Origin of the sequence: Microvirga zambiensis WSM3693, from assembly GCF_016735695.1 — a bacterium.
GTDB lineage: Bacteria > Pseudomonadota > Alphaproteobacteria > Rhizobiales > Beijerinckiaceae > Microvirga > Microvirga zambiensis.
In genome coordinates, this window is record NZ_JAERQD010000001.1 from 332,020 (window position 1) to 348,860 (window position 16,841).

Genomic DNA, 16,841 nt, shown 5'->3' on the forward strand with positions numbered 1-16,841 from the left:
GGGATCTGCCCATTCTTGGCGAGCTTCGACAAACCCGATTTGGCTCTGTCGAGACGCCTGGCTAACTCGCTGAGACTGATGCCCGTGGGCACAATCGTTCACCTTGAAATTTTGTTGCAACACTAGAGGAATTCCGGGATCGACGCCGCCCGCAGTGAGGGCGGCCTTAGAAGGACCCGCAATACTATTACACGCAATGATATTGCATCATACCCACGATCTGTCATGTTATAGTGTATATCTAAAAGACCTTCCCGCCCTTGGTCTTGAACACATGGCCACCGAGAATCAACCCTAGCTCATGTGCAATATCACCAGGCAATTCAGCCTGAGCGACCCTGAAAAAGGCATCTTCGGTTGCGCCCTGAACCATCTCCTCAGGAATTACAACGCCTGATCTCGCCTGCTCAACTGGCCACTTGCCGCCGCCGGTGCGCCGGTAGACATGACCACCCGTAAGCTTGCGCTTGATGGCAGTTCTCTTTGGGAAGCTGCCGCCCTTCATGAAAGTGCCGGGGAAAACTTGACGACGTCCGAATGGCTTTGCGCTCACCCCCGATCTTGTCTCCTTCGGATCGAAGTACTTGAGACGAATGTTCCCGCCACTGCTATCAATCGAGAACTCTAAATTTGTTCGCGTTGCCCTGTTAGTGCGAAGAGCCCGCACAACCACCTTACGCTTCAGGCCCGTTTGAGCAGTGAGCGACCGGATCATTGCTGTCCGAGCCTTCCCACCAGTTCGATTGATCGCTCGAGCAATGGCGACCGGCGCCTTATCACCCGCTGCGGCGATCATGTTCGCAAGTCGACTGATGTCGACGGTATCAATCCGCAGATGAACGGCCATTTCTAATCGTCCTTCGACGGGGGTGGTGCCCGATCTGGCTGTGTCTCACTGACCTCCACCATATCGGCCAACCAGCGAAGGAACTCAGCTGACGGGAGTGTGTGAAGCACGGTATTGCTCCCCCGGCCATACTCCCTGAGGACGGCGCCGATCTTTGGCCTCTCAGGACGGCTGCTGTCATCCACGCTTGCGCACAGATATTCGACCAGAGGCTGGATAGCAGCCATATGATCCTTCACACGGATGATAACCTGAGTGCGCATCGGTGTGCTCTTAACCTCGTTGAGGCAATGACATCTCCGGGGCAGGAGGCTTAGCGGTCGGCCCTCACTGTCGCAGATCTCAATACGGCCGACCTCATCCACCGCACTTCCCTCTCCGCCTTGCTTTGTGGTCCAGTAGCTTGGGCATTTAGTCACGATTTAGTATATAGCGGCATTCGAACCGCAAATGGATGCAATCCATGGAGCCGCCTAAGGATCGCTTTCGGGATATTGTGTTTGAAGTCGTGCTAGCAGTCCTCGCAGCATTCGCAGTATCCATTCTGATCCACGCTGCGAGGCAGCTGATTTTCTAGCGAGCCCTGTCAGGAGAGATCATGATCGAGAAGCTTCCTCCCCTCGACAAATCAACACCTTTGCACGTTTACCGGGCCTACCAACTCAAAGACAACGGCCATTTCCTGAAGGTGTTCGAGCTTTTTTGTCGGGATGACCAAGACGCGATTGAGCAGGCTCGTCGACTTGCCGATGGCCGCGCCGTCGAAATCTGGGAATTGCACCGGAAAGTCGCGTTCATTCCGGCACCTTAGCTCATCAAAAGCCCCAGCCTCTCAGTTACTCGGCAGGGGTGGAGTCGACGTAAAGGTTGAGGCTGATTTCGATCATGAGACAGCCATCGTCCCGGATGTAGGATTTGCGTGAGGACATGGGGCAAAGAAAAACCCGCCGTGCAGATGGCGGGTGGAGGTGCTGCTCGCTCGGGAATGACCGTACCCAAGCGCCGGGTTCCTCCGGAGCGCAGGGCTCGATACTAACATAGGCTAGTCTTAGGACAAGATGCCCGATGCATGAAAAAAGCCCGCCGGGCGAACCAGGCGGGTCTGGATGAATTTGGCGCATGCACCGCACTTGCGGGTGAAATAGGCTTCAGCCCTTCACTCCCAAGCGGTAGAGCTCAAGCCCAATTGGGCGAGCACCGTGCACCACAACAACGTATCTAATGCTAAACAGCTTCCAAGTAAAGTAGTTCAAGTTCCACTTCTGTTGCTCGGCCGAAAATATCAACAAGCACCTGCGCACGGCCATTCGGCAACACAGCGACAACCGTTGAAAGAAACGATGCGAACGGTCCCTTTGCAACCCGGGCCTGTGCTCCCTCCTGAAGTTGCTGCGCCCATGGCTGCGGCGCCAAGTCTTGCTCCTCATGGCTGAGGCGAACAATTTCCTTCATCGCTCCCTCTGGCAGAGCCAGTGGCTTCAGATCATTCGTGATGATCCGGTGGACGCCATCCACCTGGCGGATCGGATACCAGGGCTGCCCGGCGAGATTGACGAGCAAGTAACCGGGGAACAGCGGGCGCGTGACCTCCTTGATCTGACGGCCGCTCTTCACTTCCTTCGCGTAGGACGGAAGGAAGGTCTTGTAGCCTCGGAACTCCAACCCGAGCTGAGCACGCCGCTCTTTCTGCGGATTGGTCGCGACCAGATACCAAACTGCTTCGACGTCAATATCGGCTGGCGCAGGCAAACGGCGAACTTTCACGACACGATGCGTGAGTGCGGACGGCTTGCGGCGATGGGTCGACGGCTTCTTGCGACGGTTCTTGCTCACAGAAATGCCTCCTGAAGGGCGGGATTTGGGTTGCGAGGCATAGGCGCAGCGGGAGGCATCCACCTGTCCCTATCAGCCTTGATCTCTTCGTAATTGCGAGGGTGCTGAGCCATGAAATCGGGGAGATAGGCCCCTGCGACGTAGCCATGATCGGTCTTCTTCAGCCAGCCCGTATAAGGGTCAGTCCAGCGGGTCGGAGATATCTGCAGGGCTTTGAAGTCCGCTCGGGTGACGGGCCGCTCTTCTAGAATGATTGCAAGCTTGATCGCCTTGACCTTCCAGACCGACAGAGACACAGGCGAGGCAACGCCGGCGGCGACATCAGGCACATAGGCAGGCACTTCGCACCGCTTCATAGGGGCCCATTCGTGCCAATCTCTTGCATCCACGTCTCTGGTGCTCGGCAGTTCAGGGCCGTAATTCCGATACCAGCGGTTGCCTGGATCATCACCCCGGCAGGTGATGACCGTGATGCCGAGTGCCGCGCAGACTGAGGATAGAGCACCGTCCTTTCCAGCTGGGACGAGGACAGCCCTATAGTCAGGTCCTGTTGCGGCGTAGGAATAGCTGACATGGCCGGGTAGGATCTGAGACAGAACCTTCGCGTTCAGTGCCAGCTTTGCCTCAATCCCGATCTGCACGCCATCATCGCGTACGAGCAGGATGTCGAAGCCTGCCGTCTCCGGATAAGCCTTCCATGTCCCGTCCTTTGTGGCGGCTTCGATGAAGGCCGCGCACAGGTCCGCCTCTTTCTCAAACTGCGGCTTGCTCATGCAGCTGCCTTTCAGAACGGGATGTATTCTTCGGCATCACGGAGCTCGCGTACCTCAACGGGCTCGCGGAGCTTTGCGATGGCACGGGCCTCAAGGACAATGAACTCCTGCCCTCGGTTCAGGCCAGCGAGGCGAACAGCCTCACGGCGAGCATCGTCATAGGTTGGGTGCCGAAAGGTCGGCGGGCCGGCGAATGGGTTCCAGACGACGAAGAACGACTGATCATGGCTCATGCTGCTGCCTTCCGATCTGTGCGGGCGAGTTGGGCTTCAAGGGTTTGCAGACGTACGACCTCAGCCTCGAGGGCCTTGATCCGGCGGTCCTTCATCTGCATCGGCGTCGGCGGCCGGCGCATCTTGGCACGGGGATCGCGGTGAACGATGCCGAGAACAACGCCCTTGGTGAGCCCGAACTTGCGGCCGATCCGAGAAGCGCTGAGATCTGTCGTGTTCCAGAGCCAGACGATGTCGTCCTTGGGGAGCGTCATGCGACACCCCATAGCTGATAAATCTCTTCAATAGGTCGACCGGTGGCTACGGACTCATTTCGGGCTTCTTGTCGACGCTTCCGGCGATGGTTGAGGGCTTTCACCTTCTCAGGGTTACGAGCCTTCCATGCCCTGACGCTCTTGCGGCGGCTCTCGATGAGGGCCATTACATTGGTCATCGTCTCCCAAGTGCTGAACTTGTGGCCGCTCTCACAAACACGGCGCCGCCGGATCGTGCCATCTGCCTGAAGGCGGGTATCCTTCACCTGGGTATCGCGATGGCAGTGAGGACACTTCATGCCGCCCTCGCCGCGTGGAAGTTGAACTCTGCCAGGATGTGAGCGGGGATCATGCAACCAGGCTCTCCGGGCCGGGGGCCAGCCTTGGGTGGCCAGGTGCCGGGGAACTCCTTGAACCGGCGCAGCATGAACCGGTAGCCATCATCCAGCTGCTTGGCGTCAGGCTGGGACGCCGTCTGCCCTGCGCTGGCCTTCGGCGCCTTCGCTAGGCGGTCCTGAGCGGCGCGGCGGACCCATCCCACCATCTGCCGCCAACTCCTGGCTCGGAAGTTCTCTTTCAGGGCTGCCGAAATGCCCGCTTCGATATCCGCGCTTGTGATCCCATCATCGATCAGAGCTTTGATCTCATGGGTATCGAGGGCCAGCATGAGCGGCTGATCCTGGACCAGCCCGCGCAGCCATTCGTCCAAATTCTCAAAGGAGGGTAAGGGAGGATTATCTTTTCTTATCTTATCTAGATGCTTAAGCCCGGCTTGCCCTAAGTCATTGTTTTCCTTAGACCGGCGTTCATTTTCAGCGCGCTTTCGTCCACCTTTCGCGCCGTTTTCGGCGAGATTATCCGAAGATAATTTTGAGTTCGCGATCTCGGCGGCAGCTCGGATGTTCATCAAACGACCGTCTTCGAGGGTCAATTTTCCGGCCTTGATCAGACTCTCACGGATGGCGTTCCACTTGCGAACCGATACCCCGCAAATCCCTGACAGCCAGCGCGCGTCATCGGCAATCGGACCGCCGTACTCATAGATCAGATCCAGGCAAAGGCTGTACGCGCCCTTCTCCTCCAGCGTGAGGCCCAAGGTACCATGGATGAAGTCAGCGCCGCAGCGCTTGTACCAACGTTTGCTCATTGATGCCTCGCCAGTGGTCGAATGGCCGAGCGGCCGATGTCGCAGAACACGTGAATGGTCTGCTCGCCTTCGCCGTTGCGGTTCTTCGGGATGATGATTTCGAGCTTGTTTTCGCACTCGGTCAGCTCATGCATCAGAGCTGCCTGTTGCGCGGGATCGGCTGCCCGCATATCGCGACGCAGGTAATAGGCATGCCGGTAGAGCATCAGGACGACATCGGCGTCGTTCTCGATATCCCCCGACTCGCGCAGGTCAGCAAGGGTCGGACGCTTGTCATCCCTGCCCTCGACACCGCGGTTGAGCTGCACCAGCAGGACAACGCAGATACCAAGGCGCTTGGCGATATCCCTGAGGCCTGTGGTGATCTCGCCCACCTCATAGACACGTTGCCCCCGGTAGCGGTCCGAGGCGGTCACGTTCTTGAGATAGTCGATGAAGACCACTCCGAGACGCGAGCCTTGGCGCTCGAACCGGCGCTGCATGGCGCGGCAGGTAGCTTCAATCTCACCTACGGTGGCTACCGACCGCCCGTCGATCTCCAGCGCCCTGCCCTGCAGGTCTTGGGAGGCTCGGTGAAGCAGATCACGGTCGTACCGATCAATCTGACCGCCACGGATTGCAGAGTGGGTCGGAGAGTTGGCCCGCTCATAGGCTAGATCCGCGAGGCAGCGGGCGCCGATGGCTTCTCTGCCCAATTCCAGGGCGAAGTACCCGACGCCGCAGTGCCGGCCGTCACGGGTCACGTTCGCCGTTGCCAACGCTGAGGATGTCCCAAAGGTTGATTTGCCCATGCCAGGGCGACCGGCAACAATGATGAGCTCTCCGGGACGATAGCCGAGCATCGCGCGGTCCAGATCCGGGAGGCCGGTCGTCGCGCCCGGCTCTTCCTCCTCGCCGTCGGCGATGCGCTCGGCGCGTGCCAGAACATCGGCACCGATGGATCCGATGCTCTCACGGGTGCCGGTAGCGTCGGAGATCTCCATCCGAAGCGTGTCGAGCTTGTCGAAGGCGGTCTTCAGCAGGTTCTCCGGCAATCCGGCCATGTCGACGGAAGCTGTCGCGATCAGGCACCGGATAGCCCAATAGTCCCTGACGGTCCTGGCATAATCTGAGACAGAGAGATGAGTAGTCCCGTCGTCACGGAGCCTGCCGAGATAATCGGTGATGGTGACACCGCCACCAAGATCCTGCGATAGGGCCGTCGCCCCTAGGGCATGCCGCAATTCGCCGAGAGAGCCCTTACGTCCGGCCCTGCGGCATTCCGCCATGGCCTCATACACCTTTCGGTGCAGCGGCTCCGTGAAGTACTCAGGCTTCACAAGGCTTGATGCAAGACCATAGGACTCTGGATTGATCAAGAGGCAGCCCAAAAGCCCCTGCTCGGCATCGAAGGCGAGCTTAAGGCTCTCCGCCCACCGGTCCTGATCTGCTTGGGCCATCATCGAATGCTTGCCTTCCCAGCCTGAATTTCGGACGGGGTGAGCATGCGCAGGGTATCAGGATCACGCGGCCAGCGCTTCTCGACGGAGAGATGGAGATCCATCAACCGCTCGAAGCAACGGGCGGCATAACGAACATCTTCCATGGCAGCTGTCGCAGCGGCCTTCTGACGCGCGGCGACCCAACGATCATATGCCTCGTCGATAGGCGTCCTGAGAGAGACAACCTGACCCATCAGGCAACACTCCGTTGATAGTCCGTCTTGCCGTAGTTGGTCTCGCGACGGACCGGCTCGTTGAGCAATTGCAGGCGATCCACTCGGCCGGCCATGTAGCCGAGGCATGAGGCGATGCGACGAAGGCGCTTAGCCATCAAGAGATGGCAGCGGGCCGCATCGAGCGATCCGCCCTCCATCTTCTGGATTGCGGCCCCAGCCTGTTCGCGCTCCTCAGCCAGTGCTTCTAGAGCCAAAGCATCAGCTTCGATCTCGTCGAACGCCTGAAGCGCATTCAGTGAATACGGGAAGCGGTTCATTCTGCCGCCTCCGCAACCGGGTGACGATCGTTGTAGAACTGGAGCGCTGCGCGGAGCAGATCGGGGTTACCGTAGATCAGCCGCGTATTGTACTTCCCGCTCTCAAGCCCCTTGTCAGGATTGGCGAGGGCGAGCTCCAGGAGCTCGCCCTCCGTCTTGGCCTTCCGCACATGGGTGCACAGAAAAGCGTACGGCCTGCCTGGCTCGTCGATGTCGTCCTTCTTGTTCCGCCTGATCCGGAGATCCTGCTGCGCAGCGCCCAGGATGGCGCCAGGCTTCAAGGTGAAAGCCGCGGTGCCGTGCTTCTGGAGCATCTCTCGTTCTGCTGCTGGCGACATGGACATGGCGGCATCCTTGTGGGGGTTTAAAACTCTTCGGTTTTCCAGCCGCCGCCCTCTTTCTTGGGCAGCTGCTGCACGGCGATGAAGCGGAAGGGGTAGAGGTCGGCGGCAACCTTGGTCTTCACGCGGGCGTCATCGGTCCAGAAGCCCTTGACCTCGTGCATCTCGAGCGTGCCGTCCGCGAGCATGACGGCGAAGTCGACGGTCAGGAAGGTATTGTCTGCCAACCGAAGCTTGAGGCCCTCGAACTTGTACCAGGCGATTTCACTGGCAATCCGGCGCATCTCAAGGTGAGAGGCATAGGCAGCCTCGGTCTTGTTCATCTGACCAGTCTTCAGGCGGCCGAGAGCGAACATCGCCTGCTGGCCCTCGCGTGCACGCACGTGAGGGACCGCCATCAGCCGGCCATCCCGAGGGCCTCAAGGTACAGGTCCATGATGGCCTGCTCCTCTTGGCGCTCCGAATAGTCCCGCTGGCGCAGAGCAATGATCTTCTTCAGCACCTTCGTATTGAAGCCGTTGGCCTTTGCCTCTTTGAACAGATCGGACAGATCGGAGTTGATGCCGTCTTTCTCCTCATTCAGACGCTCAGCGCGTTCGATGAACGACTTGAGCTGATCGGCGGCGACGGACTCTGTGTTGAACGCTTGATCGTCCATGGCGGACCTCTTACGAATGGATGGCGCGGTGAACGGCGGTGGCGCCGCATCCAAGTCGAGCGGCAATCGCCCGGATGCTCAGCCCCTGGTTCTTGAGATCACGGCAGACATTGCGAGCGACGAGCCACCGCTTGCCGGACTTCAACGGTCCATTCGGAAGCTTGATGCCCTGAATATGCCGGGAGACGGTGCCCCTGCCTCTCACCTTCGCCAGAGCCTGGATCTCACTGATGCTGTGCCCCTTGGCACGAAGAGCCTTGATCTCGGCGATCGTCTCCGGGGGAAGCTTGCAGCCGGGCATTAGGCAACACTCCCACGAATGCGCGTGATGTTCTTGCGAGCATCGAGTTTCGCCTGGGCTGCGATCCGCATAGAGGCCGCTGCGTGCTCAGCATCCGTCGCCTGCTTGACGATATTCTCAAGTTCTTCGTCAGTGTCCGTGCCGTCGGCATAGGCTTCGACCGCCGCCTGAACTGCTTCACCCGTCTCTCCGGCAAGGGCGGAGATGTGGACGAGAAGATTGGCGTCAGCTTCGACAGCGATCTTTTTCACCAGCATGTAGCCGCTCATGTCGGCCAGATGCTTTGTGACGATCGGATCACCAATCTCGCGCTCGAGATCTGCAATGACATCAATCGGGGCATGGCAATCCTCTTCCTTCGGATTGCCGTAGCGGTTGAGAGTCTGATGCCGGCCACGCGTGACGAGCTCGGCGGCTTCCTGCCCGCCTGCCCGCTTGAGAAGCTGACGGAAGGACGCCTTCAGCGAGAAGCGATCCTGCTCTGTAGTCGAGCGTGTCGGGTGCATGTGCAAAGTCCCCTACGAGTGCACGGTGACGGCTTGTGGCCACGCTTGCATTGTGGCCGGTATGAAAAATCGGTCCTGGATACGGTCGTGGATGAAGACGCGTGGCAGCAGCTTGGAGACGTTGCCCGCGAGGTCATCGCTCGTGCGTGCACGCGAGCCGAGAAACAAGGCGATGCAGAAACTCGCGAGGCGATTGGCTACACTGGAGGCGAGCCACGAGGCGATGGACCTAAGGCTCGCGACCGCGGAAGTTTTACTCGAGGCCGTTGGCGAGTTCGAAGCCAACGGAGAAGCAGTCACTATCCCTGACCTCTTGGAAAGGATCCGAGAGGAATGGGAAGCGCGGGCGGCCGGGGGGACTGAGCCGCCCGCGCTCTCCACATCGGCAGCTAAGGAGGCGGTACCGATGGAAGGGGGATGAGGGATGGAGGACATCAGGCAGCCTCGCGCTTTTGACTGCTGAGGTGCTCAACTTTCGGAGGGCCGTAGACTTGCTCTTGAACGCGGTGAAAATCCTCTTGCGATACCTTGCGCCTTTCAGCCTGCGCCTCTTTGAGGAAGTCTCGCCAGATGCGCTGGAACTTGCGATCGAGCATCCACTTCGAGCGCCACTCGGGGTTAGCCCAACGCTCGCGGGCTCTGCGGCTTGCTCTTTCCGACCTTTGGAGCTTCCTCTCATGCTCCGCCAAGGACATCAGGCAATCCCAGCCGGGAATTTCCACGTCCTTGCCACGGACTTCCGCAGCAAATGCGGCAACAGGGCCAACGAGGGAGAACCATTCGTTGTGGTGGCGATATTCGCTAAACCGGGCATGGAGCTCACGCTCCTCCGCCTGCGAACCGGGCCACTTCGCAATGAGACGGGCCAGGACGGGGCTATGCGCGGATATCAATGCAGCTCGGCTCTCCGGGACGCGCGAGCAGCCAATCTTGACCAGACCGTTCTGAGCCTCGACGACGTACACGTACATCACGCGGCCTCGCCGGTATGGGAGGACGGCGGTCGAGGAATATCAGCGGGCCATTCCGCTCCAGCAGGCCAGTTGTCCGATAGATACCGAACCGCGCGCTCGAACCGGCCCAGATACAGATCCCGGCCGCGCTCGATGCCTTCCAGCTTGTTGGTGTCCTGAAACAGCCGCCAGCTGACCGTTGTTTGCGGAAGCCCTGATTGATGCCCGAATATGGCTGCCAGCCGGAGAAGATGATCTTTGCCACTCATGCATGAGACTATCGGTATAAATACCGCTAATGTCAACGGCCTTTTTACCGCTCGTGAGTTTTTAGCACCGCGGTTAGATTACCGCCCTATGGAACTCCGTGAGATTTTGGGGCGTATTGAAAAGCGCCTGCAAGCAGTTGGCCTCTCTGCCACCGCCGCATCGAAGGCTGCGGGGAAACCTGACGCTATTCGCAACCTTCAGAGAGCGGTGGAGAAGGACGACCGGCAGGGGGTCAGTACTGCCACGCTGAATGCTCTTGCTCCCATTCTCAAGACTACTGCCGTTTGGCTGTTCGCTGGGGCAGGACCTGAGGAACTGGGTGAAAACACTGCGAGTATTGGGACGCCGACCGAACAGGTCGCCTCTGAAGGAATCGCCATCACCTCCGAGAAGATGCTCCCGATCCCGATCATCGGGCAGGTCGAGGCCGGCGCCTTTAGAGAGGCCCCCGAGTATGATCCGGACGAGACGCGATACATCGCTGCTCCACCGGACAGAGATTTCCCCCATGCTCGGCGGTTCAGCTTCGACGTCTCTGGCGACTCTATGAACGACCTCAAGCCGCGGCCGCTCATGCCAGGCGACCAGGTCTATGGTCCGGTCTTCGACGATATCGACCACCTTGTCGTCCTACGGGAAGGCATGATCGTGGTCATCGAGCAGACCCGGGACGGCGGTCACACCCGCGAATGGTCGGTCAAGCAGCTCGAGATCTATGAGGATCGGTACGAGTTCTGCCCCCGGTCGACCAACAAGAAGCACAAGCCGATCGTAGTGCCGAACACGGTCTTTCGGGATCCGAGCGAGGATGATGGCCGGCGCGTGCGGATCCTATGCCTGGTCAAGGGCTCTCATAGCGCCTTCAGCTACTAGCCCTCACGTGCGTGCAGGCGCGAGGGCATCTCACAGGAACAAGCCATGAGCGACGATCAAGAGGCCGAGCGCAGGAAGCAGCAAGAATTAGGAGAAGATGATTTTCTGGCTTATCTCAAAGCCAAAGGCGTTTCGCCTGAATGTGAACTTTGCAGCCACAATGACTGGGTCGTAACCGAACGAATTACGGATAATTATTGGCCTGTAATATCAGTCGCGACGTTTCGCGGCCCCGATGTCTTCGGCGGGCCCTACATCGAAACCGCCCTTATGGTCTGCAATCACTGCGGCAATGTTCGGCAGTTTGCCAGACGGTTTATCCTAGAGTGGAAAGCGGAGAAGGCGCGTGGATGAGGTACATATTCGCAGGGGCGGTGCGGATATCGTCACTTTTCCTGGCAAGCAAGCGTCAGGGGACTGGACAGTCTTGCCAATCGAGAAGCCGTCACCCATAGTAAGCAATGTTATGGCATCAGACCGAGAGTACATCGATCTCAAACTAGAAGCTGCGGAGGCTCGAACCGAGGCTCGCTTTGTCGAGTTAAACGGGAAGTTTGACCGTCTTTTCGATAACATTGCGGCTATGCGGAGCGACTTCGATGCCAATAGGTTCGAAGTGCGCGCCGATTACAAATCTACCCGCACTACAATTATCGTGACTGTAGTTGGTACGGGCATTGCGCTCGCCGCCCTCTTGGTCAGCGTTATGACCTATGGCGATGCTATCTTCAGCCGAGGCATCCAAATCCGCGATGTTGTAAACTCTGCCGTTACCGAGATTGAGGCAAAGAGAGCACCGCAGACAGTGACCCCATCGCAGCAGCAACCCAACACCACACCCCGGCCATAAGCCGGGGTTTTTGTTTGGCCAAGCTGAAACATCCAAGCCTCGCCTTAGTTGACGCGCGGGAACCATAGACTTCGAGACGGCTCCTTACCTTGGCCTCCTCATCTCCCTTGGCAATGGCGGATGAGGAGGCCTTTCTCATTGGAACAGGTTCCGACGCGGCAACTCCGGTGCCCTTTCATTTGATCTCGTCTCGTTTGGCTGGCCTTCAGGCTGTGGCGCCAGGTGCACGGCCGCCACCAGGATCGCGGCTGGCCTGATGCCGATCTCCTCCTCGATCTTTTTGAGCAGGCCCTCGTCCTTGGACGCATAGTCGAGCACCCCTAGCAGGAAGTGCGCCGATTTAGCCGATTCCCGGATCGTCTCCGGTTGAAGCCCCGTGATGTTCATAAACTGGATGATCCGGTCGACGTCGGCAGTGATGAACTCGAAAACCCGCAGGGCGATGCTCTCGGCATCCCCCCTACCCCGGAACAGATTGCTCGGTTCTGTTTCAGTCATGACGCTTCCTTAGTCTTGGGACGGCACATCGCCCAAGCGGGCGAGGAAGACGGGCTCATCGAAATCACCCATCTCAGGATCGCCGGTCTGGGAGAAAACTAGCACGCCCGCTTTGCTCTCTGCCATCCGCTCCGCCCTGAGGATTGCGGCGCTCTCACTAGGCGCTTGAATGGCCTGCTCTGCCCTTAGTCCACCCCGCTTCCCTCTGATAAATGGCTGAACGACGTAGAAAGTCTTAGCTACGGCTGGCATGGGATCTGTCCTCGGTTTCGGGGAAATAGCTGATTAGTCGATAGGATGCGCTCTCACAGGTCGGGCACGGGCGCCCGATGCGCTCTGCGAACTCAAATACCCTTCTGCTCACCTCGCCATCCGACAGGCGGCGGACGCCCATACAGGCAACTGGATAGCTGTCTGTAAGGCAGTTCATGCAACGCATCCGAAGCTTGTAGCGATGCTCTTTTGGAAGCGGAGTTGCCGGGACGGGAGGAATGAAAGCATGCTGCAAGATGGTCTCCGACTGCGAATGTTCCTATTATGTTCTTTGTCGCATGGGAGTCGAGTCTTAGGAGTTGTGGATAACGGGGAATGGCCTAGCGAGAAGAAAAGCCGTTGTATTGCGGTATTTTTACTGATTTAGCCTTGACGCGGTTTTTTTACCGTTTATGATTTAGCTCATCCACTCAAGACGGATGAGCCCCATGCCCTTCCTCCGATCCTCTCTCGCAAATCTCCTAGAGCTTGCCTGCCTCGGCACCTTCATCAGCGGTGTCGCCTGCCTCGCGATTGGGTTCGGAGGCTGAGATGACGCCAACCGAAATCCGGGACGCTCTCCGCGCCATCGCCAGCAACGTCGGTCCAAAAGCAGAGATCAGCATTGTCATCGGGGCCGAGTATCAGCCCAACTTGGCAATCTATCCGAACGGCATCACTGGCACGGGGCGTGTCTCCGTGGATGCAGATACCTGGGAAGAATTGTTCCATCAGGCTCGCATGGAATGGGACCGGCAGGCCGCCCTGCATCACAAGCAAACGATCCGGGCGATAGCCTTCAAGATTATCGAAGCAACCGAAGAGATGGGACGCTGCACTGAGCAGTCCCTTCGCGCCGAGTTCGATCCATCCACGATAAAGCGCTTTGGTGCCGTCGCTGTCGCAGAAGCGAACCGCCTGGCAGGGAACGGCCCGTTCTCCATCGTGCCAAGCGAACCCGGCAACCGTCGCGATGGCGATACCGATGGGGAGGTCGCGTGATGGCTCTCCAACGCAAGATCAACTGGAACGCAGCCCTGCGCGATCTGCGCCAGGACCGTTCCGTCGCCAGCGGCAAGCGCTGCTCCGAGTTCACCAAGCGACACATCGCAAAGGCTCTCGCCTCCTCCAAGAAGGAGGCGCGCTGATGCCCATGCTCATCACCGCCTTCATCCTCGTCAGCCCGCTTTGGACGCTCATCGGCGCTCTGCTCGGCTGGGCAGACATTCCCGGCTCGGAACTCGCCTTCGCCCTGGCCTACGTCACGCTCGGGCTGAGCCTCTTCTTGATCGCCATCGCCGCATTTGTCCGGAGGTTCAGCCATGGGTGAGGTCATCCGCTTCAAGCCGCGTCTGCGTGTCATCCAATGCGAGCCGGTCGAAGATATCGAGATCCGCGATCTTCTGATCCGCAGCCTGAACTGCTGCAGCATGTGCCTCGACACCGGCTGGGCGCCTTGGACCGATGGCGAAGAGTACTTCCGCGAGCGTTGCCCGTGCGGTGCTCCCGACACCCTCCCTGCTCCCACCTATCCGGGAGCCGCGTGATGTCCTTCACTCATCCCCGCTGCAAGGCCTACTGCCAGACAGCCCGTGCTGTTCTCCTCGGCGCCGTCTGCTGCTCCCTCGCCTTCTATATCATCTTCACAATCTGCATGGCGGCTAAAGCATCATGAGCATCTTCGCAACCTTCGGACATAGGGCCGCTGCACTTAAGCGCTCTGCCCGCGCATTCGCCCAGGATGCCCGCTGCACAGAGATCTACGTCTCCGACACGGCAAACGGCGCCGGCGATGCGGATTACGACCTTCTCTACGCCGCGGCGGATCTAGAGGCTGCCGCCCGTGAGCTTCGCCAGATGCATGCCCGTGTCGAGCAGAGGCGCGCCGATCAAACAAATCCTCATCTTATCGCAGCCGAGTGAACCATGAACGCGACCGCCGCACTTGCCGTAATCGGCCACAACAACCCGCCCGAGCCGACGCCTTTCGAGAGGGCCGAGGCACAGATCATCATGCTGTTCGACGAGGCCAAGAACTGGCTCGATGGCGAGGGGATCGCCACTCAGGCGCAAGCCGATGATGTGTCGAAGCTTCTCGACATGATCCGGAAGGCCAAAAAAGCTGCCGATGAGGCGCGCGTCGAAGAGAAACGCCCTCATGATGAAGCGGCCAAAGAGGTTCAGGAAAAGTATAAGCCGCTTCTCACCCGCTGCGACTTAGCTGCGGATGCCGCCAAGAAGGCTCTTGCCCCCTTCCTCGAGAAGCTAGAGGCCGAGAAGAGGGCCAAGGCCGAGGCTGCCCGCAGAGAGGCTGAGGGAAAGGCGCGTGCGGCCCAGGAAGCCATTCGCGCAGCCCAGGCGACCGATCTTGCCGCACGTGAAGCAGCAGAGGCCCTGATCCAAGATGCCAAGAAGGCCGAGGCAGTAGCCAAGCGCGCCGAGAACGACAAAGCGCACGGCAAGGGCGGCTCGCGGGCAGTGACGCTCCGGACGACCTATCGCCCAGTGCTGAAGGATGCCCGAGAGGCCGCCCGCTACTACTGGAAGACGCGGCAATCGGAACTAGAGGCCTTCCTCCTCACGCTCGCCGAGAAGGACGTGCGCGCCGGTCAGCAGGATATCCCAGGCTTCGACATCATCGTTGAGAAGGTGGCCGTCTGATGAATACCACCGATAAGAAAATCAGCGACACTCTCGCAAAGTTCGGCGAGCCTATGGCCGGCAACGTCTGGCGCGTCCAGGGCACGGCCGTGATCTATCATAAGGCGCTCGAGCGGATTGCCGCTCAGGCCAAGATCACCTTCGACGAGCCCAAGATCATCCGTGCCGAACGCGACGAGTGCGTAATGCAGGTGACCGGCCGGATGGGCGAGCGGACGGAATGGTCGGTGGGCGAGGCGCTGATCGGCGTGAACTACCGCGTCTCCGGCAAGCAGGCGGCTTACGTCTACGCCATGGCAGAGAAGCGCGCCAAGGACCGGGTGATCCTCAAGCTCATCGAGCTCTCTGGCGACGTCTATTCGGAAGAGGAAGCCGACGAGTTCAAGCAAGGCCGACCCGGAGCCCCTGAGGCGCAGCCTGCCCAGCAGGAGCGCAAGCCCGCGAATGATCATTCCATCGATCCGGACAGTCCTGCCGGCATCGAGGTCGCCCTCAAGCAGAAGATCGACAAGTGCAAGACGATCAATGCCGTCACAGATCTCATGCTGCACGCCGACACCCAGAATGACCTAGCCTCCCTGTCTGAGGGCATCCGCGATCAGGTCAGGGATCACGCCAAGCAGAAGCTAGTCTCCCTCGGCTGGCCGACGAAGAAGGCACAGTGACATGAACCGTCCTGAAGCAATCGAGGCTATCGTCCTCGCCACCAGCACCAATGAGACCAAGGCTAAGGGCCGGGTTCGCAAGGTGACATTCGAGATCCCGGCAGAGGGCGCGAACCCGTTCGAGGGCCTCGGCGGCGAGCGGATCCATATCGTCGTCGTCCGTCTAAACAATGACGAGACACCGGTGGAAGAGCCAAAGCAGATCGCCGTCCCGGAGGGTCAGCCATGGGATGCCAAGCCTCTCCCGAAGCAGGCCGCTATTCGCGGGCAAGATCCCGAGTTTCGCCGGTTCCTAGGAGAGAAGATCTGCGCCCCTCGCGGGTGGGAAGCTCCATCAGACGATCAGGAGGCCGCCCAAGTCATTCGCACGGTCTGCAACATCGGAAGCCGCGCAGAGCTTAGCATCAATCCCTACGCCGCCGAGAAATGGCGAGGCTTGGATGCAGACTTCTGGGCTTGGCAGAGGGGCGCACGATGAGCCGATCCGAATTCGCCAAGGCAACGAAGAAGGCCGCGTTCGCACGCTGCTGCCGGCCTGACGGCATTCCGAAATGCGAGGAATGCGGCCAACTTCTTCGCGCCGGACGCTTCCAGTACGACCACGACAAGGCCGACGGCCTCGGAGGCGACAACAGTCTCGAGAACTGTATGGTCCTGTGCTCCGGTTCCAAGACCTCTTGCCATTCCCTGAAGACCGAGCAGCACGACAAGCCCCTGATGCAGAAGGCTGACAACATGCGGGATGCTCACCTCGGGCTGACCCGCAAGAAGGTCAAGATCAAGCAGCCTCCCAAGACGCGCCGCGAGCCGCGAAGCCTTGCTTCCAATCTCCCGCCCCTTCCAAAGCTCTCTCTCTACAGGGATGCATCATAATGAAGATAGATGGAATGGGGTGCCCTCCACTACGAGCTGACGCTCTCCGTTCGGGAAAGATCAACGGCAGTACTGCTAA

Annotated in this window: 31 protein-coding genes; 13 read left to right on the forward strand and 18 right to left on the reverse strand. The window is 59.3% G+C overall.

Features of this window, described 5'->3' with window-relative positions:
• Window positions 1-241: 241 nt before the first annotated feature.
• Complete coding sequence (locus tag JKL46_RS01610) at window positions 242-847, reverse strand: phage tail protein (RefSeq protein ID WP_201829601.1); 606 nt, start codon at window positions 845-847, stop codon at window positions 242-244.
• Between the two features lie 598 nt (window positions 848-1,445).
• On the opposite strand from JKL46_RS01610, the gene JKL46_RS01615 reads away from it, so the two are divergent.
• Window positions 1,446-1,658 carry a hypothetical protein gene (locus JKL46_RS01615; RefSeq protein ID WP_201829603.1) on the forward strand — a complete coding sequence of 71 codons (213 nt, stop codon included), beginning with the start codon at window positions 1,446-1,448 and terminating at the stop codon, window positions 1,656-1,658.
• Between the two features lie 413 nt (window positions 1,659-2,071).
• Here the strand turns inward: JKL46_RS01615 and nusG are convergent, their stop codons facing one another.
• The 16 genes from nusG to JKL46_RS01695 all read right to left on the reverse strand — a co-directional run bounded on the left by nusG (window position 2,072) and on the right by JKL46_RS01695 (window position 10,089).
• The gene (gene nusG / locus JKL46_RS01620) at window positions 2,072-2,680 is read right to left on the reverse strand and encodes a transcription termination/antitermination NusG family protein (RefSeq protein WP_201829604.1); all 609 of its coding nucleotides are present in this window, start codon (window positions 2,678-2,680) and stop codon (window positions 2,072-2,074) included.
• Window positions 2,677-3,453: a hypothetical protein gene (locus tag JKL46_RS01625; RefSeq protein WP_201829606.1), complete on the reverse strand. Its 777-nt coding sequence runs from the start codon at window positions 3,451-3,453 to the stop codon at window positions 2,677-2,679. Before JKL46_RS01625 ends, nusG begins: the two co-directional genes overlap by 4 nt.
• An 11-nt stretch (window positions 3,454-3,464) precedes the next feature.
• Entirely contained in the window at window positions 3,465-3,686 is a 222-nt protein-coding gene (locus JKL46_RS01630; protein ID WP_201829608.1) for a hypothetical protein, read from the reverse strand.
• A complete protein-coding gene (locus JKL46_RS01635; RefSeq protein WP_201829611.1) occupies window positions 3,683-3,940 on the reverse strand; it encodes a hypothetical protein in 258 nt (85 codons plus the stop codon). The genes JKL46_RS01630 and JKL46_RS01635 overlap by 4 nt, the downstream gene beginning before the upstream one ends.
• Entirely contained in the window at window positions 3,937-4,206 is a 270-nt protein-coding gene (locus JKL46_RS01640) for a hypothetical protein (protein WP_201829613.1), read from the reverse strand. Before JKL46_RS01640 ends, JKL46_RS01635 begins: the two co-directional genes overlap by 4 nt.
• A 29-nt stretch (window positions 4,207-4,235) precedes the next feature.
• Window positions 4,236-5,087 (reverse strand): YdaU family protein, encoded by an 852-nt coding sequence (locus JKL46_RS01645; protein ID WP_201829615.1) that lies wholly within the window; start codon window positions 5,085-5,087, stop codon window positions 4,236-4,238.
• The gene (locus JKL46_RS01650; protein WP_201829617.1) at window positions 5,084-6,529 is read right to left on the reverse strand and encodes a replicative DNA helicase; all 1,446 of its coding nucleotides are present in this window, start codon (window positions 6,527-6,529) and stop codon (window positions 5,084-5,086) included. Before JKL46_RS01650 ends, JKL46_RS01645 begins: the two co-directional genes overlap by 4 nt.
• Window positions 6,526-6,762 (reverse strand): hypothetical protein, encoded by a 237-nt coding sequence (locus JKL46_RS01655; protein WP_201829619.1) that lies wholly within the window; start codon window positions 6,760-6,762, stop codon window positions 6,526-6,528. The genes JKL46_RS01650 and JKL46_RS01655 overlap by 4 nt, the downstream gene beginning before the upstream one ends.
• Complete coding sequence (locus JKL46_RS01660) at window positions 6,762-7,061, reverse strand: hypothetical protein (protein WP_201829621.1); 300 nt, start codon at window positions 7,059-7,061, stop codon at window positions 6,762-6,764. The genes JKL46_RS01655 and JKL46_RS01660 overlap by 1 nt, the downstream gene beginning before the upstream one ends.
• Window positions 7,058-7,405, reverse strand: a complete 348-nt coding sequence (locus tag JKL46_RS01665) for a hypothetical protein (RefSeq protein WP_201829623.1) — start codon at window positions 7,403-7,405, stop codon at window positions 7,058-7,060. Before JKL46_RS01665 ends, JKL46_RS01660 begins: the two co-directional genes overlap by 4 nt.
• Before the next feature lie 20 nt (window positions 7,406-7,425).
• Window positions 7,426-7,800, reverse strand: a complete 375-nt coding sequence (locus JKL46_RS01670) for a DUF1064 domain-containing protein (protein ID WP_201829625.1) — start codon at window positions 7,798-7,800, stop codon at window positions 7,426-7,428.
• On the reverse strand, window positions 7,800-8,060 hold the full coding sequence (locus JKL46_RS01675; protein WP_201829626.1) for a DUF2312 domain-containing protein: 261 nt from the start codon (window positions 8,058-8,060) through the stop codon (window positions 7,800-7,802). Before JKL46_RS01675 ends, JKL46_RS01670 begins: the two co-directional genes overlap by 1 nt.
• Window positions 8,061-8,070: 10 nt before the next feature.
• On the reverse strand, window positions 8,071-8,361 hold the full coding sequence (locus JKL46_RS01680) for a helix-turn-helix domain-containing protein (RefSeq protein ID WP_201829628.1): 291 nt from the start codon (window positions 8,359-8,361) through the stop codon (window positions 8,071-8,073).
• Window positions 8,361-8,867 carry a phage regulatory CII family protein gene (locus JKL46_RS01685; RefSeq protein ID WP_201829630.1) on the reverse strand — a complete coding sequence of 169 codons (507 nt, stop codon included), beginning with the start codon at window positions 8,865-8,867 and terminating at the stop codon, window positions 8,361-8,363. The genes JKL46_RS01680 and JKL46_RS01685 overlap by 1 nt, the downstream gene beginning before the upstream one ends.
• Window positions 8,868-9,301: 434 nt before the next feature.
• On the reverse strand, window positions 9,302-9,838 hold the full coding sequence (locus JKL46_RS01690) for a GIY-YIG nuclease family protein (protein WP_210381148.1): 537 nt from the start codon (window positions 9,836-9,838) through the stop codon (window positions 9,302-9,304).
• Window positions 9,838-10,089, reverse strand: coding sequence for a hypothetical protein (locus JKL46_RS01695; protein ID WP_201829634.1), 252 nt, complete (start codon window positions 10,087-10,089; stop codon window positions 9,838-9,840). The genes JKL46_RS01690 and JKL46_RS01695 overlap by 1 nt, the downstream gene beginning before the upstream one ends.
• Window positions 10,090-10,297: 208 nt before the next feature.
• On the opposite strand from JKL46_RS01695, the gene JKL46_RS01700 reads away from it, so the two are divergent.
• The 3 genes from JKL46_RS01700 to JKL46_RS01710 are packed head-to-tail and all read left to right on the forward strand — an operon-like array spanning window position 10,298 to window position 11,813.
• Complete coding sequence (locus JKL46_RS01700) at window positions 10,298-10,963, forward strand: LexA family transcriptional regulator (RefSeq protein WP_201829636.1); 666 nt, start codon at window positions 10,298-10,300, stop codon at window positions 10,961-10,963.
• A gap of 45 nt (window positions 10,964-11,008) precedes the next feature.
• Window positions 11,009-11,317 (forward strand): hypothetical protein, encoded by a 309-nt coding sequence (locus tag JKL46_RS01705; protein WP_201829638.1) that lies wholly within the window; start codon window positions 11,009-11,011, stop codon window positions 11,315-11,317.
• A complete protein-coding gene (locus tag JKL46_RS01710) occupies window positions 11,310-11,813 on the forward strand; it encodes a hypothetical protein (protein ID WP_201829640.1) in 504 nt (167 codons plus the stop codon). The genes JKL46_RS01705 and JKL46_RS01710 overlap by 8 nt, the downstream gene beginning before the upstream one ends.
• A gap of 135 nt (window positions 11,814-11,948) precedes the next feature.
• On the opposite strand, the gene JKL46_RS01715 is transcribed toward JKL46_RS01710, so the two are convergent.
• The gene (locus JKL46_RS01715) at window positions 11,949-12,311 is read right to left on the reverse strand and encodes a DUF3572 family protein (RefSeq protein WP_201829641.1); all 363 of its coding nucleotides are present in this window, start codon (window positions 12,309-12,311) and stop codon (window positions 11,949-11,951) included.
• Between the two features lie 804 nt (window positions 12,312-13,115).
• On the opposite strand from JKL46_RS01715, the gene JKL46_RS01725 reads away from it, so the two are divergent.
• The 9 genes from JKL46_RS01725 (at window position 13,116) to JKL46_RS01765 (ending at window position 16,762) form a co-directional block, all read left to right on the forward strand.
• Window positions 13,116-13,565 (forward strand): hypothetical protein, encoded by a 450-nt coding sequence (locus JKL46_RS01725; protein WP_201829643.1) that lies wholly within the window; start codon window positions 13,116-13,118, stop codon window positions 13,563-13,565.
• Window positions 13,565-13,711 carry a hypothetical protein gene (locus JKL46_RS01730; protein WP_201829644.1) on the forward strand — a complete coding sequence of 49 codons (147 nt, stop codon included), beginning with the start codon at window positions 13,565-13,567 and terminating at the stop codon, window positions 13,709-13,711. The genes JKL46_RS01725 and JKL46_RS01730 overlap by 1 nt, the downstream gene beginning before the upstream one ends.
• On the forward strand, window positions 13,711-13,893 hold the full coding sequence (locus JKL46_RS01735) for a hypothetical protein (RefSeq protein WP_201829645.1): 183 nt from the start codon (window positions 13,711-13,713) through the stop codon (window positions 13,891-13,893). Before JKL46_RS01730 ends, JKL46_RS01735 begins: the two co-directional genes overlap by 1 nt.
• Complete coding sequence (locus JKL46_RS01740; protein ID WP_201829647.1) at window positions 13,886-14,110, forward strand: hypothetical protein; 225 nt, start codon at window positions 13,886-13,888, stop codon at window positions 14,108-14,110. Before JKL46_RS01735 ends, JKL46_RS01740 begins: the two co-directional genes overlap by 8 nt.
• Window positions 14,111-14,234: 124 nt before the next feature.
• A complete protein-coding gene (locus tag JKL46_RS01745) occupies window positions 14,235-14,486 on the forward strand; it encodes a hypothetical protein (protein WP_201829649.1) in 252 nt (83 codons plus the stop codon).
• A 3-nt stretch (window positions 14,487-14,489) separates the two neighbouring features.
• Window positions 14,490-15,224: a hypothetical protein gene (locus tag JKL46_RS01750; RefSeq protein ID WP_201829651.1), complete on the forward strand. Its 735-nt coding sequence runs from the start codon at window positions 14,490-14,492 to the stop codon at window positions 15,222-15,224.
• The gene (locus JKL46_RS01755) at window positions 15,224-15,889 is read left to right on the forward strand and encodes a trna delta -isopentenylpyrophosphate transferase (protein WP_201829653.1); all 666 of its coding nucleotides are present in this window, start codon (window positions 15,224-15,226) and stop codon (window positions 15,887-15,889) included. The genes JKL46_RS01750 and JKL46_RS01755 overlap by 1 nt, the downstream gene beginning before the upstream one ends.
• 1 nt (window position 15,890) lies before the next feature.
• Window positions 15,891-16,367, forward strand: coding sequence for a hypothetical protein (locus JKL46_RS01760; RefSeq protein WP_201829655.1), 477 nt, complete (start codon window positions 15,891-15,893; stop codon window positions 16,365-16,367).
• Window positions 16,364-16,762 carry an HNH endonuclease signature motif containing protein gene (locus tag JKL46_RS01765; RefSeq protein WP_201829657.1) on the forward strand — a complete coding sequence of 133 codons (399 nt, stop codon included), beginning with the start codon at window positions 16,364-16,366 and terminating at the stop codon, window positions 16,760-16,762. Before JKL46_RS01760 ends, JKL46_RS01765 begins: the two co-directional genes overlap by 4 nt.
• Window positions 16,763-16,841 lie beyond the last annotated feature (79 nt).

What these genes read in the sequence shown, in the direction of transcription:
- JKL46_RS01610 (WP_201829601.1), bottom strand. Translation starts at nt 847, where the DNA reads ATGGCCGTTCATCTGCGGATTGATACCGTCGACATCAGTCGACTTGCG.
- JKL46_RS01615 (WP_201829603.1), top strand. Translation starts at nt 1,446, where the DNA reads ATGATCGAGAAGCTTCCTCCCCTCGACAAATCAACACCTTTGCACGTT.
- JKL46_RS01625 (WP_201829606.1), bottom strand. Translation starts at nt 3,453, where the DNA reads ATGAGCAAGCCGCAGTTTGAGAAAGAGGCGGACCTGTGCGCGGCCTTC.
- JKL46_RS01630 (WP_201829608.1), bottom strand. Translation starts at nt 3,686, where the DNA reads ATGAGCCATGATCAGTCGTTCTTCGTCGTCTGGAACCCATTCGCCGGC.
- JKL46_RS01635 (WP_201829611.1), bottom strand. Translation starts at nt 3,940, where the DNA reads ATGACGCTCCCCAAGGACGACATCGTCTGGCTCTGGAACACGACAGAT.
- JKL46_RS01645 (WP_201829615.1), bottom strand. Translation starts at nt 5,087, where the DNA reads ATGAGCAAACGTTGGTACAAGCGCTGCGGCGCTGACTTCATCCATGGT.
- JKL46_RS01650 (WP_201829617.1), bottom strand. Translation starts at nt 6,529, where the DNA reads ATGATGGCCCAAGCAGATCAGGACCGGTGGGCGGAGAGCCTTAAGCTC.
- JKL46_RS01655 (WP_201829619.1), bottom strand. Translation starts at nt 6,762, where the DNA reads ATGGGTCAGGTTGTCTCTCTCAGGACGCCTATCGACGAGGCATATGAT.
- JKL46_RS01660 (WP_201829621.1), bottom strand. Translation starts at nt 7,061, where the DNA reads ATGAACCGCTTCCCGTATTCACTGAATGCGCTTCAGGCGTTCGACGAG.
- JKL46_RS01665 (WP_201829623.1), bottom strand. Translation starts at nt 7,405, where the DNA reads ATGTCCATGTCGCCAGCAGCAGAACGAGAGATGCTCCAGAAGCACGGC.
- JKL46_RS01670 (WP_201829625.1), bottom strand. Translation starts at nt 7,800, where the DNA reads ATGGCGGTCCCTCACGTGCGTGCACGCGAGGGCCAGCAGGCGATGTTC.
- JKL46_RS01675 (WP_201829626.1), bottom strand. Translation starts at nt 8,060, where the DNA reads ATGGACGATCAAGCGTTCAACACAGAGTCCGTCGCCGCCGATCAGCTC.
- JKL46_RS01680 (WP_201829628.1), bottom strand. Translation starts at nt 8,361, where the DNA reads ATGCCCGGCTGCAAGCTTCCCCCGGAGACGATCGCCGAGATCAAGGCT.
- JKL46_RS01685 (WP_201829630.1), bottom strand. Translation starts at nt 8,867, where the DNA reads ATGCACCCGACACGCTCGACTACAGAGCAGGATCGCTTCTCGCTGAAG.
- JKL46_RS01690 (WP_210381148.1), bottom strand. Translation starts at nt 9,838, where the DNA reads ATGTACGTGTACGTCGTCGAGGCTCAGAACGGTCTGGTCAAGATTGGC.
- JKL46_RS01695 (WP_201829634.1), bottom strand. Translation starts at nt 10,089, where the DNA reads ATGAGTGGCAAAGATCATCTTCTCCGGCTGGCAGCCATATTCGGGCAT.
- JKL46_RS01705 (WP_201829638.1), top strand. Translation starts at nt 11,009, where the DNA reads ATGAGCGACGATCAAGAGGCCGAGCGCAGGAAGCAGCAAGAATTAGGA.
- JKL46_RS01715 (WP_201829641.1), bottom strand. Translation starts at nt 12,311, where the DNA reads ATGACTGAAACAGAACCGAGCAATCTGTTCCGGGGTAGGGGGGATGCC.
- JKL46_RS01725 (WP_201829643.1), top strand. Translation starts at nt 13,116, where the DNA reads ATGACGCCAACCGAAATCCGGGACGCTCTCCGCGCCATCGCCAGCAAC.
- JKL46_RS01730 (WP_201829644.1), top strand. Translation starts at nt 13,565, where the DNA reads ATGGCTCTCCAACGCAAGATCAACTGGAACGCAGCCCTGCGCGATCTG.
- JKL46_RS01735 (WP_201829645.1), top strand. Translation starts at nt 13,711, where the DNA reads ATGCCCATGCTCATCACCGCCTTCATCCTCGTCAGCCCGCTTTGGACG.
- JKL46_RS01740 (WP_201829647.1), top strand. Translation starts at nt 13,886, where the DNA reads ATGGGTGAGGTCATCCGCTTCAAGCCGCGTCTGCGTGTCATCCAATGC.
- JKL46_RS01745 (WP_201829649.1), top strand. Translation starts at nt 14,235, where the DNA reads ATGAGCATCTTCGCAACCTTCGGACATAGGGCCGCTGCACTTAAGCGC.
- JKL46_RS01750 (WP_201829651.1), top strand. Translation starts at nt 14,490, where the DNA reads ATGAACGCGACCGCCGCACTTGCCGTAATCGGCCACAACAACCCGCCC.
- JKL46_RS01755 (WP_201829653.1), top strand. Translation starts at nt 15,224, where the DNA reads ATGAATACCACCGATAAGAAAATCAGCGACACTCTCGCAAAGTTCGGC.
- JKL46_RS01760 (WP_201829655.1), top strand. Translation starts at nt 15,891, where the DNA reads ATGAACCGTCCTGAAGCAATCGAGGCTATCGTCCTCGCCACCAGCACC.
- JKL46_RS01765 (WP_201829657.1), top strand. Translation starts at nt 16,364, where the DNA reads ATGAGCCGATCCGAATTCGCCAAGGCAACGAAGAAGGCCGCGTTCGCA.